The following is a 14,573-nucleotide window of genomic DNA, read 5'->3' as shown; positions in this document are numbered from 1 at the left end:
AAGTTACCCTTTAGTTACGCTGACTGCCACACAGTGAGCAACACCTATTGAAGGTCAGCATTTTCAAAGCTAAACCCGGTATCAGGCATGACATAAAAACCGGTCAGTTGCTTACGATGCGCTGAAACCAACTTTTCAACAACCAGCGGAGCCCACGGCACATCATGCCAAATGATGTCCTGTGTGCTCTTATACAAACGGGCTTTTTCTTGCTCATTGGTTGTTTTTAAAGCCAGTGCCAGATTACGGTCAACCTGTGGGTTACTGTAAAACGCGGTATTGAACAATACGGGCGGCCAGTTTTGTGTGGCAAACAGCGGTGCCAGCGCCCAGTTGGCCTCGCCGGTTGAAGCAGACCAGCCGGTATAGAACAACCGCACATCACTTTCAGCCTGGTCTTTCGCCTCAACTAATGCTGCCCGCCTTCCTGCATCCAGTGCAGTGATTTTGGTTTGAATGCCAACCGTTGCCAGCTGTTGCTGGAGAAATTGCAGCACTTTCTGTGCCGTACTGTGATTATGAGATGACCATAACGTTGTAGTGAAACCATTCGGATAGCCCGCTTCGCGCAATAACTCGCGTGCTTTGCCCGGATCCCAGGGCCAGGGAGCGTACTGCGTTGCCCCGGCAATCGCCGGTGGAACAATTCCCGTCGCAGGTGTGGCATACCCGGCAAAGGCCACTTTCACCAGCGCATCACGATTAATCGCATAGTTAATTGCTTCCCGCACCCGAATATCATTAAACGGTTTGCGAGTAACATTCATGCTGATATAGCGCTGCATGATAGACGGCGTGGAAACCAGTTCAATATCCGGGTTTTTCTCCAGAACAGGCGCCTGCTCATACGGAATGGGGAACGCAAACGTCGCCTCTCCGGTTTGCAGCATGGATGCCCGGGTGTTGTTATCCACTACCGGACGCCAGGTGATGCTGTCAAGTTTTGGCAGGCCCGGTTGCCAGTAACCGGGGAATTTCTTCACCCGTAAATAGTCGGTGGTATTCCAGGTATCGAGCACATAAGGCCCGGTACCAACCGGGTGAAAACCAATACGCGGCCCCCATTTATGCAAAGCCTCAGGGGAAATCATAACAGTTGCCGGGTGCGCCAGTACGTTGATAAACGCGGAATACGGTGTTTTCAACGTAATGCGTACCCGGAAGGTATCCAGCACATCCACATGCGTTATATCTTTATACAGGTTATAACGCTTAAGACGGTTTGCCGGGTTTCTGGCCCGGTCCAGGTTTATTTTCACCGCCTGCGCATTAAAATCTGTACCGTCCTGGAACTTAATACCTTGACGCAAAGTGATGGTGTAATGCAGGCCATCCGGAGAAATCTGCCAGGCTTTCGCCAGCACCGGGATAACTTTCATATTCCGGTCAAGGCCAAATAATCCCTGATAAAACGACTTTGCTACCGCCTGAGATAACGTGTCATTGGCATCATAAGGATCCAGCGTGGTGAAATTGGACCCTACTGCCACAATAATATCTTTGCTTGCCAGCGCCGGAGGGCTGAAAGCAAACCAGGCCACCAGCGCAACACTCAACATTCCCCAAAGAAGCCCACTGCGTTGTCGCATAACATTCTCCTGAAAAGCGAGCTAACACGCCCGGCTCCGAGGTTAAGAAACCGCCCCAAAAATTGGGTGACGGGCTACAAAATGGCCGGGTGAAACTTCCAGTAACGGCGCAACAAAAGGCTCATCCCCAATACGCCGGATGGGCGATGGCGGATCATCGGACAACAAAATTTTTGGCCGGTGCCGGCGGGCAGGATCGATAACCGGAACCGCTGCCAGCAGGCGCCGTGTATAAGGGTGTAATGGGTTATCGAACACATCCTGGCGTGTGCCTGCTTCCACTATCTGCCCCAAATACATGACAGCCACACGGTGGCTGATGCGCTCGACCACCGCCATGTCATGTGAAATTAATAAACACGCAATGCCGGTTTCACGCTGCAACGACATCAACAAATTGATGATTTGCCCGCGAATAAGCATATCAAGCGAAGACACTGGCTCATCGGCGATAATGACTTTAGGTTTTAATGCCAGCGCCCGGGCGATACAAATTCGCTGCCGTTGCCCGCCAGAAAACTGGTGCGGGAAACGTAACGCATGTTCCGGTTTCAACCCCACACGCGTTAAAAGTTCAACCACATATTTGCCTGCATCGGCCCGGTTCATGACCCGGTGAATCAGCAAGGGTTCCATCACTGTTTCACCAATAGTCATTCGCGGATCTAAAGAGGCCCACGGGTCTTGCGGTATATACTGAATATCCCGGCGAGCGGCCTGTAACTTCGCCCCGTGTAAGGTGTCCATACGGCAGCCATTAATTTCAACTTCACCCGCACTCGCCACCAGGCGCAATAACGCACGACCAACTGTAGACTTACCGCAACCCGACTCACCCATTAATGCCAGCGTTTCCCCCGGCCACAAATCAAAGCTAACTTGTTCAACCGCATGCACCTGGCGGGTAACGCGGTTAAAAACCCCGCTGCGAATCGGGAAACGCGCCACCAGGCCGGATACCGACAGCACAGGTTTTTCCTGTACACATACTGTATCCTGCATGTCCTGTGCAGTGCCTGCCAAACTATTTGGCCGTGGGAAGATACGAGGAAGTGAAGTGCCCCGCATCGAGCCAAAACGCAAAACAGATGCCAGCATTTCGCGGGTATAAGGATGCTGTGGAGCACTCAGGAGTTCAGTGGTTTCACCCTCTTCCACTTTGCAGCCATCCTGCATCACCAGAATGCGGTCAGCCATTCCGGCCACCACACTCATATCATGGGTGATAAAAATCACCCCCATCTCCATTTCTTGCTGAAGAACACGAATTAGCTGAAGGATTTGCGCCTGAATTGTCACATCCAGAGCAGTGGTGGGCTCATCTGCAATCAGTACCGCCGGACGTGATGACAACGCCATAGCAATCATCACCCGCTGGCGCATCCCACCTGATAGCTGGTGCGGATAGCGTGACATCACCTGCCCGGCATCCGGAATTCGCACCCGTTCAAGCATCCGTTCCGCTTCATGCAGTGCATTACGGATACTCATCCCCTGATGAAGCCGAATCGATTCGGCAACCTGTTCACCCACAGTAAACACCGGGTTAAGTGAACGCATCGGCTCCTGAAACACCATGGCAATATCAGCCCCGCGTACCGAACGCAATTGCGATTTACTGATATCACTGAGAGAAACCACCTGGTCATTACGCCTGCGCAACAGCATGGCGTCGCTCTTCACTTTGCCCGCCGCCGGGTCGGTCAGTTGCATCAGGGCCATTGCAACAACGGACTTACCAGCCCCGGATTCACCAACCAAAGCCAGCGTTTCCCTACGCGCCAGCGTAAAGCTGAGGTTGTTCACCACAGCAATATCCTGACTGCCATCGGAGAAGGAAACATTAAGATTAGAAACGGAAAGAACCTGGTTTTCAGGCAGACTCAGCATACTCACTGGCTACTCCTGCCAGATACCGACACTGGGTATATCCCCGACCCAGGCCACACCGCGATACATGCCTTCCGTGTTGAAAGGCATCACAACGTGGCCTTCACGGTCGATAGCAATTAATCCACCTTCACCATTAAGCGCCACCAGCTTCTCTTTAATAACCCTGTCAGCCGCTTCCGGCAGGCTGACGCCACTGTATTCCATCAGCGCAGCTACATCGTAGGCTGCCAGCATACGAATAAACACTTCTCCGGTTCCGGTACAGGATACAGCCACATTAGCATTATTGGCATAACACCCGGCACCCGGTAATGGCGAATCGCCCACCCGGCCGGGACGTTTATTGGTCATACCGCCTGTAGACGTTGCTGCAGCCAGATTTCCCTGTGAATCCAGGGCAACAGCGCCTACCGTGCCAAATTTAGTATCAGGTGAAATCGGTGGCACTGGCACATCGTGGTCAAGAAACACCTGCTCCTGGCCACGAGCCTGGCGGAGTTGCGCGGCACGTTCCGCTGTGGAAAAAAAATCAGGTGCCACAATTTCCAGCCCCTGCTCACGGGCAAACTGCTCTGCTCCGTCACTGATGAGCAAGACATGCGGGCTGTTATCCAGTACAGCACGAGCGGCCAGAATGGGGTTACGCACACAACGGACACCCGCCACCGCACCAGCATCAAGCCGCCGCCCGTCCATAATACAGGCATCCATTTCATGTGTGGCGGCGTGGGTAAATACTGACCCCGTACCTGCATTAAACAGCGGAATATCTTCCAACAGGCGCACGGCTTCGGTCACAGCATCCAGCGCACTGCCGCCAGCCGCAAGGATTGCCTGCCCGGCCAGCAATGTCTGGTGTAATGCCTCTGTATACTTGCGCGCTGTTTCCGGGCTGGTATTGCTGCGAGAAAGTGTCCCTGCGCCACCATGAATCGCTATCACCGCTTTTTCCATTGAGATCTGTCCTGAATAGCATCGTCAGTATGAGATAATCCTGTGATTATTATGTGTTACTGTACTGTCAGTAGTTTATTTCGCAACAGTTAACCACAACGAATGCTGGATTCGTTACCTGCACTATTTAGTGTAGACAGTACATCCACTTGCCTGCTTGCCAGGCTGGATCATTCGTCATTCTGTGACCGGGCATTTTCTGCCATAATAACCGCCATTCTTTTTACCAGCGCAGGAGCGTTAACATGGCGCAGCCCAGTGAGTTAATTTCCCTTGATACGGCGCTGGAACAAATGTTGTCTCAAATCGTACCGATTTCGGCTACCGACATTGTTCCCCTGACCGCCGCCTTTGGCCGTATTCTGGCAGAGAATATTCTTTCCCCTCTCGATGTCCCTGGCTTTGATAATGCCGCAATGGATGGTTATGCCTTGCGGGAAGAAGACTTTTCCGCCAGTACCCCAGTGCCTGTTGCCGGTAAAGCTTTTGCCGGGCAACCCTTCACGGGAGAATGGCCTGCAGGAACATGTATACGCATCATGACTGGCGCTCCGGTACCTGAAGGCTGTGATGCCGTCATTATGCAGGAAGACGTTACCGCCAGTGACGATGGCATTATGATTAACCGCGCCATCAAGTTACATCAAAACATTCGCCGCCGTGGTGAAGACATTGCCCGGAACGCTGTGGTGTTTTCAGCCGGGCAACGCCTTACGGCTGCGGAAATTCCGGTGATTGCCTCACTGGGCATTGGTGAAGTTTGTGTAACGCGCAAAGTAAAAGTTGCCGTATTCTCCACAGGCGATGAGCTTCAGCAACCCGGCAAGCCGTTAGGCCCGGGGCAAATTTATGACACCAACCGGCTAACAGTGCATGTCATGCTGGAGCAATCCGGGTACGAAGTGATCAACCTGGGTGCTGTGCGTGATGACCCCGCTTTGCTGCGGGAAACGTTTCAGAAAGCCGACCAGGTGGCAGATGTCGTGATCAGTTCCGGTGGGGTTTCTGTTGGTGAAGCTGACTACACCAAACAAATTCTCGATGAACTGGGTGCTATCCATTTCTGGAAACTGGCAATGAAACCAGGTAAGCCTTTTGCTTTTGGCAGGCTCAGCCATAGCTGGTTCTGTGGGCTACCGGGCAACCCAGTCTCAGCCGCGGTAACATTCTACCAATTAGTGTTACCCATGCTGGCCCGCCTTGGCGGGCAAACCGGTTTAGCAGGAGGCAAGCGCCTGCGGGTGAAAACCACTCAGCGCCTGAAAAAATCACCAGGCCGACTGGACTTCCAGCGTGGTATTTTGCACACCGGAGACACCGGTGAGTTAGTGGTCAGCAGTACTGGCAACCAGGGTTCCCATATATTCAGCTCTTTCCATACGGGTAACTGTTTCATCGTGCTGGAACGCGAACGCGGCCATGTCGAACCGGGTGAATGGGTGGATGTCGAGTTGTTTAACCACTTGTTTGGGGGCTGAAATGGCTGAATTGTCCGATGGCGAAATCCTGCGTTATAACCGGCAAATTTCACTGCGCGGTTTCGACTTCGAGGGCCAGGAAGCGCTCAAAGAATCGCGTATGCTGGTTGTCGGGCTGGGCGGGTTGGGTTGTGCTGCAGCACAATATCTGGCAGCGGCGGGCGTCGGCCACCTGACATTGCTTGATTTCGACACGGTTTCGGTTTCTAACCTGCAGCGCCAGGTGTTACATACCGACGCGAAACTGGGGCAGCCTAAAGTGGAATCGGCTCGCCAGTCGCTCGCTGCCATCAACCCATTGGTGCAGATAACCGTGCTCAATGCGTTGCTGGAAGGCAGTGATTTGGACAATCTGGTCAGGGAACATACGCTGGTGCTTGACTGTACGGACAACGTTACCGCTCGTAACCAGCTTAACCAGAGCTGCTTCAACCACAAAGTACCTCTGGTGTCTGGTGCGGCGATTCGTATGGAAGGGCAAATCAGCGTGTTCACCTGGCAACAGGATGAGCCCTGCTACCGCTGCCTGAGCCGCCTGTTTGGTGAAAATGCACTCACCTGCGTGGAAGCCGGGGTGATGTCCCCACTGGTGGGGATTATTGGTGCGCTTCAGGCAATGGAAGCGATTAAAGTCCAGGCACAGTTTGGCACTCCGGTGCGTGGCAAAATACTGATGTATGATGCCATGAGCGGGCAGTTCAGGGAAATGCGTCTGCCACGCAATCCAGGCTGTGAAGTCTGTGGCGCAGCAGCCAGTTAGCCATACAGACCGTCATGCTGTACGCTGGCCGGGCGTTTGCCTGGCCGGATACGCCTGACGGAATCGCGAACCGCCAGCGAGCCATTGAGTAACAGTGTCCCGACCGGGGCTTCAGGGCGAATCAACCGCTGTTGTAAAACATGCACGGCCTCTTCGCCCAACGTATCACGCGGGACATGCACTGCGGTTAAGGAAACATCCTGAATAACGGCAAGATTGAACCCATCAATACTCATCACAGAGATATCCTGCGGTACCCGCAAGCCGGCTTTTTGCAAGGCACTTACTGCGCCTGATGCCATAAAATCCCCACCCACCAACAGAGCACTGGGTAAACAAGAAGCAGGCAGGCCGTCAAGCCACTGAGCAACAATACGTTCACTTTCCGCCGCGCTAAAATTTTCGGCAATCAGCAAGTTATCCGCCGGAGAAAATGGCAGGTTATGGGCATCCCAGGCATCCCGAATCCCCGCCAGGCGTAACTCCATCGTGTAACGACGCAGGCACAATAGATTCATGACAGACTTATGCCCCATATCAAACAGGTAACTGGCGGCAAAAGCACCAATTAACGCATGATCCGGTGCCACGACGGGCAAGCGCATTTTCTGGTCGCGGCAGTTAATCAACACACAGGGCTTACCGATGTCGACCACCAGGTCGTGAATATGTGGGTCATCAATCCCCAACAACAGTGCAGCCTCGGTCTCTTTTTCGTTCATGCGGCTCAGAAATGCATTGGTATCACTGTCGTTTTCTTCCAGTGCACAAAACCGTAACCGGACATCATGAGCAGCAACTGCCTTACTGATTCCCTGAATGACCCGGTAGTAAAAGATATCTGAACGCTCATCAAATGCCCGTTGTGGCGCAAACACCACAATGCTGTTAAGCAACAGCCTGCCTGCCGCCATTCCCTGAAATACCCCCAGTTCCCGGGCGCAGGCCATAACCTGTTCGCGAGCGCGCTGGCTGGTATTGGCTTTTCCTGCCAGTACGCGTGAAACAGTGCTGATGGAAAGCTGCGTTCGCGCCGCAATTTCGGTGATTTTTAGCTTTTTATCCATTTTGTGATCTTGCTCCATTTGTGAAATGAAAAAATTTTCATTTTCTACAAATAAGACGATAACCGGGCTGATAACGATCATGACAAAATATTTTGGCTCTGTATGAGAATATTTGCACAAAATCCGCTATTGCCTGTTTTTTTTCTCCTTTAAGGTGAATTCACCAGCTAGCTTCCATACTAGTTTCACTGGTAATGATGATAGATAAATTCAATAATTATCAACAACATATAAACAATTACACCTGAGACATATCCCCTACCGTCCGTCTTGTGGAGAAAAAGAAATGAGTCAGGACATTAATACCCCAGTCGCGGTCAGCAAAACCCGCCGCGTTATTAAAAACCTGCGCTGGTATATGCTGGTGCTGTTCTTACTTGGCGTCACCGTAAACTATATAACCCGTAACTCTCTCGGTATTCTGGCACCAGAACTGAAAACCAGCCTGGGTATCACTACAGAACAATACTCGTGGATTGTCGGTGCATTTCAGTTGGCCTATACCTTGTTCCAGCCTCTGTGCGGTTGGTTAATTGATGTCATTGGCCTGAAGATAGGCTTTATGATTTGTGCCGGGGTGTGGGCACTGATGTGTATCCTGCATGCCGGTGCCGGCTCCTGGATACACCTTGCTATTTTACGCTTTATGATGGGCGCTTCTGAAGCCGCAGCTACGCCAGCGAACGCCAAAACCATTGGTGAGTGGTTTCCGAAATCAGAACGCCCGGTTGCGGCGGGCTGGGCAGGCGTTGGCTTTTCGATTGGTGCCATGCTTGCACCACCAATCATCTATTTCGCTCATGCATCTTTCGGCTGGCAGGGCGCCTTTATGTTTACTGGCGTACTGGCCTTTTTATGGGTAATTCTGTGGTGGGTTTTTTACCACAATCCAGATAAACACCCGAATCTGAGCAAGAACGAGCTTGACTATATCAGGCAAGATAACGAGCCTCCTGCAGTTAAACTGCCCTTTTTTACTGCACTGAAAACAGTGTCAAAAAACAAACGCTTCTATGGTATTGCCATTCCCGCATTTATGGCTGAACCCGCCTGGGCTGTGCTGAGTTTCTGGGTGCCACTCTATCTGGCGAAAGAATATGGTATGGACCTTAAACAGATAGCGATGTTTGCCTGGTTGCCCTTTCTCGCAGCCGACCTTGGTAGTGTTGCCAGCGGCTATCTGACTCGCGTATATACCCGTTTTTTTGGCTGCACTCGTATCAACTCTGTAGTCGCCAGTTCAGTCACCGGTGCTTTTTTAATGATCTCACTGGCCATCGTGGCCTTTATCCGTGACCCGTACATCACCATTGTTCTTATCTCTATTGGTGGATTTGGTCACCAAATCATCTCCTGCATGTTAAGCGCCCTGGTGGTGGAGTCCTTTGATAAAGGGCAGATGGCAACAGTAAACGGCATGCGCGGTTCTGCGGCCTGGATTGCCAGCTTCCTGTTCTCACTGCTTATTGGTGTCACTGCCGACAAGATTGGTTTTAACCCACTGTTTATTGCAATGGGCTTCTTCGATTTGATAGGCGCAGTCTTCTTAGTGATGTTCATTGCTGAACGCCGCGCCGCACGTAACTAAAGGATAAGTCACTGATGAAAACCCTGAAACACTGGCGCGTTGCGCACATTGATGAGCACCAGGCTGTACTGGATGTTGAGGAAAAACATCAGCTCTGTATCACTCTTTTAGAACCGGGTATGTTCCGGGTGAGCCTGAAACGCCAGGGGAAATGGAGTCTGGATCGCACCTGGTCTGTAGCGCCAGGCGAAGAGGATACACCGATTTCTGGCCGCCCGCGTGATGCACTTACCGGGTTCACCCTGCCGCCAATGGACGCGGAACAACAAGGCGCTACGCTCACCCTTACCAGTGAACAATTACGTGTAACCGTTCATCAGCCTTTATGGCTGGAATGGCATTACCGTGATGCAGCAGGCGAGTGGCAGTTTATGGCAAGCGACCGGCCAACCAGTGCTTACCTGCTCAATGCCCATGGTGATGGCGTTGCCCACTACCAGCGCCGGTTCGCCCAGGAGCGTTATTACGGCCTGGGTGAAAAAGCAGGCGATCTGGTCCGCAACGGCAAACGTTACGAAATGCGCAATCTGGATGCTATGGGGTATAACGCCCAGTCAACAGACCCATTATATAAACACGTTCCATTTACCATTACTCGCCGCCCTGATATCAGTTTCGGCCTGTTCTACGACAACCTGAGCAGTTGCTGGTTTGACTTAGGTAACGAACTGGATAACTACCATACCGCCTACCGGCGCTGGCAGGCCGAGGCGGGCGATATCGATTACTATATTTTTACCGGTAAACAGGTGCTGGATGTCACTAAAGCGTTTGTACGCCTCACCGGGAAAACCTTTTTTGGCCCGAAATGGAGCCTGGGTTACAGCGGTTCAACCATGCATTACACCGATGCACCGGATGCCCAGAATCAGTTAATGCAGTTTATATCGCTGTGCCAGCAACATGCTATTCCCTGTGATTCCTTCCAGCTTTCATCGGGTTACACTTCCATTAACAATAAGCGTTATGTGTTTAACTGGAACTACGACAAAGTGCCTGATCCCAATGCTCTCAGTGCGGCGTTCCATGATGCCGGGTTACACCTGGCTGCGAATATCAAACCCTGCCTGTTGCAGGATCATCCACAATATGCACAGGTTGCCGAACAAGGACTGTTTATTCAGGATTCTGAAACCGGACAGCCTGAACGCTCCTGTTTCTGGGACGACGAAGGCTCTCATCTTGACTTCACCAATCCCGCTACAATTGCCTGGTGGCAGGAAGGCGTTACCCGCCAGTTACTGGAAAAAGGCATCGATTCCACCTGGAATGACAATAACGAGTATGAAGTCTGGGATGGAGAAGCACGCTGCTTCGGCTTTGGGCAACCTGTCGCCATTAAACATATGCGCCCGGTGATGCCTTTGCTGATGATGCGCGCTTCTATGGAAGCCCAACAGAAGTTTGCGCCAGAAAAGCGGCCATATTTGATTTCACGCTCGGGTTGTGCCGGGATGCAACGCTACGTACAGACCTGGAGTGGTGATAACCGGACCAACTGGCAAACCCTGCGCTATAACACCCGTATGGGTCTTGGGATGAGCCTGTCTGGCCTGTATAACGTCGGTCATGATGTTGGTGGCTTTTCGGGCGACAAACCTGATGCGGAGTTGTTTGTTCGTTGGGTACAGAATGGTGTTATGCACCCACGGTTTACCATTCACTCATGGAATGATGACCAGACGGTGAATGAACCCTGGATGTACCCGGCGGTTACGCCAGCTATTCGTGGAGCCATTGCACTGCGTTACCGCCTGCTCCCTTATTTGTATACTTTATTGTGGCAGGCGCACCAGGATGATGAGCCGATGCTGCGCCCGACATTCCTCGACCACGAGCATGACGCACAAACCTTCGTGGAGTGTGATGACTTTATGCTGGGCCGCGATATTCTGGTTGCCAGTGTGGTTGAGCCTGGTGCCCGGGAAAGAACATTATGGCTGCCAGACAATGAGGCTGGCTGGTATGACTTCTATACGGGTGAATGGTTTGCTGGTGGCCAGTGGGTAACCCGCCCGGCACCGCTGGAAACCTTGCCTTTACTGGTTCGGGCAGGAGCCGGGTTGCCACTGAGTGGGAATATCGGCCATGTTAACCCTGCGGCTGATAACAAACGCACACTACAACTGTTCCCATTGCGTAACCCGGGTAGTTGTAATGGCATGCTGTTTGAAGACGACGGTGAAAGTTGGGGTTACCAGACGGGTAACGCCCTGTGGGTTAACTGGGCGATGACATGTACTGCTGAAGAAATTCAGTTAACAATAACGGCCGAAGGGGATTACCAGCCAGCCTGGCAAGGCCTTGATGTACAGCTTCCGGCGGGAGAAACCCGCAGATTAGTCATTAACGGTGTGGAAAGTATGCACTGGAGGCGCTAAAAACACGCGGAAGTTATGCTGGCAAGTAACGCGGCTTCCAGGCTTCCCGGAAGCCGCGCTACTTACTCAAACCAAACAGGGTTACTCAATACCTTTGCTACGCAGGTAATCCTCATAGCCACCGGTGAAGTCGATAACACGTTGCGGGGTTATCTCCAGCACGCGGGTTGCCAGTGAGCTGACAAACTCCCGGTCATGGGAAACGAAAATCAATGTTCCCTGATACAGCTCCAGCGCGGCATTCAGCGATTCGATAGATTCCATATCCAGGTGGTTAGTTGGCTCATCCATAATCAGGATATTGGGTTTTTCCATCATCAGTTTGCCGAACAGCATCCGCCCCTTTTCGCCACCCGACAACACGCGGGCAGGTTTCTTAATATCATCCTGGCTGAACAGCAAGCGCCCCAGCACACTACGCACTGCCTGCTCATCATCACCTTCCTGTTTCCACTGGCTCATCCAGTCAAACACTGTCAGGTCGTTGTCAAAATCGGCCGCGTGATCCTGAGCGTAGTAACCAATACGCGCGTTCTCAGACCATTTCACTTCGCCAGCTTCAGGCGTCAGTTCACCCACCAGAGTTTTCAACAATGTGGATTTCCCCACACCGTTGGTACCCAGAACAGCAAGACGTTCACCCACTTCCAGCAACAACGACACATCGCTGAACAACGGGCCATTATCAAAGCCTTTCTTAATCTTTTGCACTTCCAGTGCATTACGGAACAGTTTCTTGTCCTGTTCGAAGCGAATAAACGGGTTCTGACGGCTGGACACTTTCACTTCATCCAGTTTGATTTTATCAATCTGCCGGGCGCGGGAGGTTGCCTGACGGGATTTTGATGCGTTAGCACTAAAGCGACTGACAAAAGACTGCAGCTCGGCAATTTGCGCTTTTTTCTTGGCATTATCAGCCAGCAGGCGTTCACGCGCCTGGGTTGCCGCCGTCATGTACTCGTCATAGTTGCCCGGGTATACACGCAACTCACCATAATCGAGATCCGCCATATGTGTGCAAACCATATTCAGGAAGTGACGGTCATGGGAAATGATTATCATGGTGCTTTCACGTTCGTTAAGCACCTGCTCCAGCCAACGAATGGTATCGATATCAAGGTTGTTGGTCGGTTCATCAAGCAGCAGAATATCCGGGTTAGAAAACAGTGCCTGTGCCAACAGCACACGCAGTTTCCAGCCAGGGGCCACTTCACTCATCAAACCATAATGCTGCTCCATTGGGATACCCACCCCCAGCAACAATTCCCCCGCGCGCGCCTCTGCGGAATAGCCGTCCATTTCGCCATATTTCACTTCGAGGTCGGCAACTTTATAGCCATCCTCTTCACTCATTTCAGCGAGGGCATAAATACGGTCGCGCTCCTGTTTCACTTCCCACAGTTCACCATGCCCCATGATCACGGTATCCAGCACGGTGAACTCTTCAAAAGCAAACTGATCCTGGCGCAATTTACCAATACGTTCGTTCGGATCGGCGGACACATTCCCAACGGACGGGGCCAGGTCACCCCCCAGTATCTTCATGAAGGTGGATTTGCCGCTACCATTGGCGCCTATCAGGCCATAGCGGTTTCCGCCGCCAAACTTAACTGAGATATTTTCAAACAGCGGCTTACTGCCAAACTGCATGGTGATATTACTGGTGACTAACACAGGCTCTCTTCCCAAAAAATGTGACAAACGATCTATTATGCCACAAAACCTGCCATGACGCCCGTCAGTGGTTCGCTCCGTTTTCCCCTCTGAAGAAAAAAAATGTGATTTCATCCACATCTGAATTCCCAGCAAGTAAGAATAAACCTATAATGCGCCACTACCTGTTTTTTCAACCAACGGCCCATGTGGCATCGTGACTTGCATAGCGCAATATGAACATGAAATTACGTACTCTTTTACTGGCAGCATTTTCTGTGGTGAGTTTCTGTAAAACCGCCTCGGCTGTGACCTATCCCCTGCCCACTGACGGCAGCCGTTTGATTGGTCAAAATCAGGTTGTTACTATTCCGGACGGCAGCAGGCAACCGCTGGAATATTTTGCATCAAAATACCAAATGGGGTTGTCCAACATGCTTGAGGCAAACCCGGGTGTGGATGCATACTTACCAAAACCAGGTACCGTCCTGAACATTCCTCAACAATTGATTTTGCCGGATACCCCCCATGAAGGCATTGTTATCAACAGTGCTGAAATGCGTTTGTATTACTACCCGGCAGGTACCAATACGGTTGTCGTGCTGCCAATTGGTATTGGCCAGTTAGGTAAAGACACGCCTATCAACTGGGTAACCAAAGTTGAGCGGAAAAAAGCCGGCCCAACCTGGACGCCCACGGCCAAGATGCATGCTGAATATGCCGAGATGGGTAAACCGTTACCGGCCGTTGTTCCGGCTGGCCCGGATAACCCGATGGGGCTGTATGCGATGTATATTGGCCGCCTGTACGCCATTCACGGTACCAACGCCAACTTTGGTATCGGCCTGCGTGTGAGCCACGGTTGTGTGCGTCTGCGAGCTGAAGACATTAAATATTTATTTGACCATGTACCAGTTGGTACCCGCGTTCAGTTTATTGATGAGCCGGTAAAAGCCACTACCGAGCCAGATGGTTCACGGTATATTGAAGTGCATAATCCGCTTTCCACAACGGAAGCTCAACTGACCAATAACGAAGTGGTTCCAATTGCCCTGACCAAAAGCGTTCAGGCTGTGACTAATGAACCCGACGTTAACCAGGAAGTCCTGAGCCAGGCCATTGAGCAACGCTCTGGTATGCCTGTTCGCCTTAACTGAGGCTATGCGGCGTCTCTATAAAAATAAAGCTAAAGCTAAAGCGGCCTGCGGGC

10 protein-coding genes are annotated in these 14,573 nt (G+C 51.8%); 5 read left to right on the top strand and 5 right to left on the bottom strand.

Annotated elements, in window-relative coordinates; translation table 11 throughout:
• Window positions 1–44: 44 nt before the first annotated feature.
• The 3 genes from gsiB to MPHASIOC01_RS02635 are packed head-to-tail and all read right to left on the bottom strand — an operon-like array spanning window position 45 to window position 4,436.
• On the bottom strand, window positions 45–1,589 hold the full coding sequence (gene gsiB / locus MPHASIOC01_RS02645; RefSeq protein ID WP_353613875.1) for a glutathione ABC transporter substrate-binding protein GsiB: 1,545 nt from the start codon (window positions 1,587–1,589) through the stop codon (window positions 45–47).
• Window positions 1,590–1,631: 42 nt separating this feature from the next.
• Complete coding sequence (locus MPHASIOC01_RS02640; RefSeq protein ID WP_353614886.1) at window positions 1,632–3,479, bottom strand: dipeptide ABC transporter ATP-binding protein; 1,848 nt, start codon at window positions 3,477–3,479, stop codon at window positions 1,632–1,634.
• Between the two features lie 9 nt (window positions 3,480–3,488).
• Entirely contained in the window at window positions 3,489–4,436 is a 948-nt protein-coding gene (locus MPHASIOC01_RS02635) for an isoaspartyl peptidase/L-asparaginase family protein (protein ID WP_064599885.1), read from the bottom strand.
• A gap of 245 nt (window positions 4,437–4,681) precedes the next feature.
• Here MPHASIOC01_RS02635 and moeA point away from each other — a divergent pair, with 245 nt between their 5' ends.
• The gene (moeA, locus tag MPHASIOC01_RS02630; protein WP_064599883.1) at window positions 4,682–5,914 is read left to right on the top strand and encodes a molybdopterin molybdotransferase MoeA; all 1,233 of its coding nucleotides are present in this window, start codon (window positions 4,682–4,684) and stop codon (window positions 5,912–5,914) included.
• 1 nt (window position 5,915) lies between these two features.
• The gene (gene moeB / locus MPHASIOC01_RS02625; RefSeq protein ID WP_064599881.1) at window positions 5,916–6,674 is read left to right on the top strand and encodes a molybdopterin-synthase adenylyltransferase MoeB; all 759 of its coding nucleotides are present in this window, start codon (window positions 5,916–5,918) and stop codon (window positions 6,672–6,674) included.
• On the opposite strand, the gene MPHASIOC01_RS02620 is transcribed toward moeB, so the two are convergent.
• Window positions 6,671–7,741, bottom strand: coding sequence for a LacI family DNA-binding transcriptional regulator (locus tag MPHASIOC01_RS02620; protein WP_064600259.1), 1,071 nt, complete (start codon window positions 7,739–7,741; stop codon window positions 6,671–6,673). The genes moeB and MPHASIOC01_RS02620 overlap by 4 nt on opposite strands.
• A 286-nt stretch (window positions 7,742–8,027) precedes the next feature.
• Here MPHASIOC01_RS02620 and MPHASIOC01_RS02615 point away from each other — a divergent pair, with 286 nt between their 5' ends.
• On the top strand, window positions 8,028–9,329 hold the full coding sequence (locus tag MPHASIOC01_RS02615) for an MFS transporter (RefSeq protein ID WP_064599879.1): 1,302 nt from the start codon (window positions 8,028–8,030) through the stop codon (window positions 9,327–9,329).
• Between the two features lie 14 nt (window positions 9,330–9,343).
• The gene (locus MPHASIOC01_RS02610; protein ID WP_064599876.1) at window positions 9,344–11,710 is read left to right on the top strand and encodes a TIM-barrel domain-containing protein; all 2,367 of its coding nucleotides are present in this window, start codon (window positions 9,344–9,346) and stop codon (window positions 11,708–11,710) included.
• A gap of 81 nt (window positions 11,711–11,791) precedes the next feature.
• On the opposite strand, the gene MPHASIOC01_RS02605 is transcribed toward MPHASIOC01_RS02610, so the two are convergent.
• Window positions 11,792–13,384, bottom strand: coding sequence for an ABC-F family ATPase (locus tag MPHASIOC01_RS02605; protein ID WP_064599874.1), 1,593 nt, complete (start codon window positions 13,382–13,384; stop codon window positions 11,792–11,794).
• 215 nt (window positions 13,385–13,599) lie between these two features.
• On the opposite strand from MPHASIOC01_RS02605, the gene ldtB reads away from it, so the two are divergent.
• Window positions 13,600–14,520: a L,D-transpeptidase gene (ldtB, locus tag MPHASIOC01_RS02600; protein ID WP_064599872.1), complete on the top strand. Its 921-nt coding sequence runs from the start codon at window positions 13,600–13,602 to the stop codon at window positions 14,518–14,520.
• Window positions 14,521–14,573 lie beyond the last annotated feature (53 nt).

The organism is Mangrovibacter phragmitis, from assembly GCF_040429585.1.
Taxonomy (GTDB): domain Bacteria; phylum Pseudomonadota; class Gammaproteobacteria; order Enterobacterales; family Enterobacteriaceae; genus Mangrovibacter; species Mangrovibacter phragmitis.
This window is presented reverse-complemented; position numbering and strand designations above follow the sequence as displayed.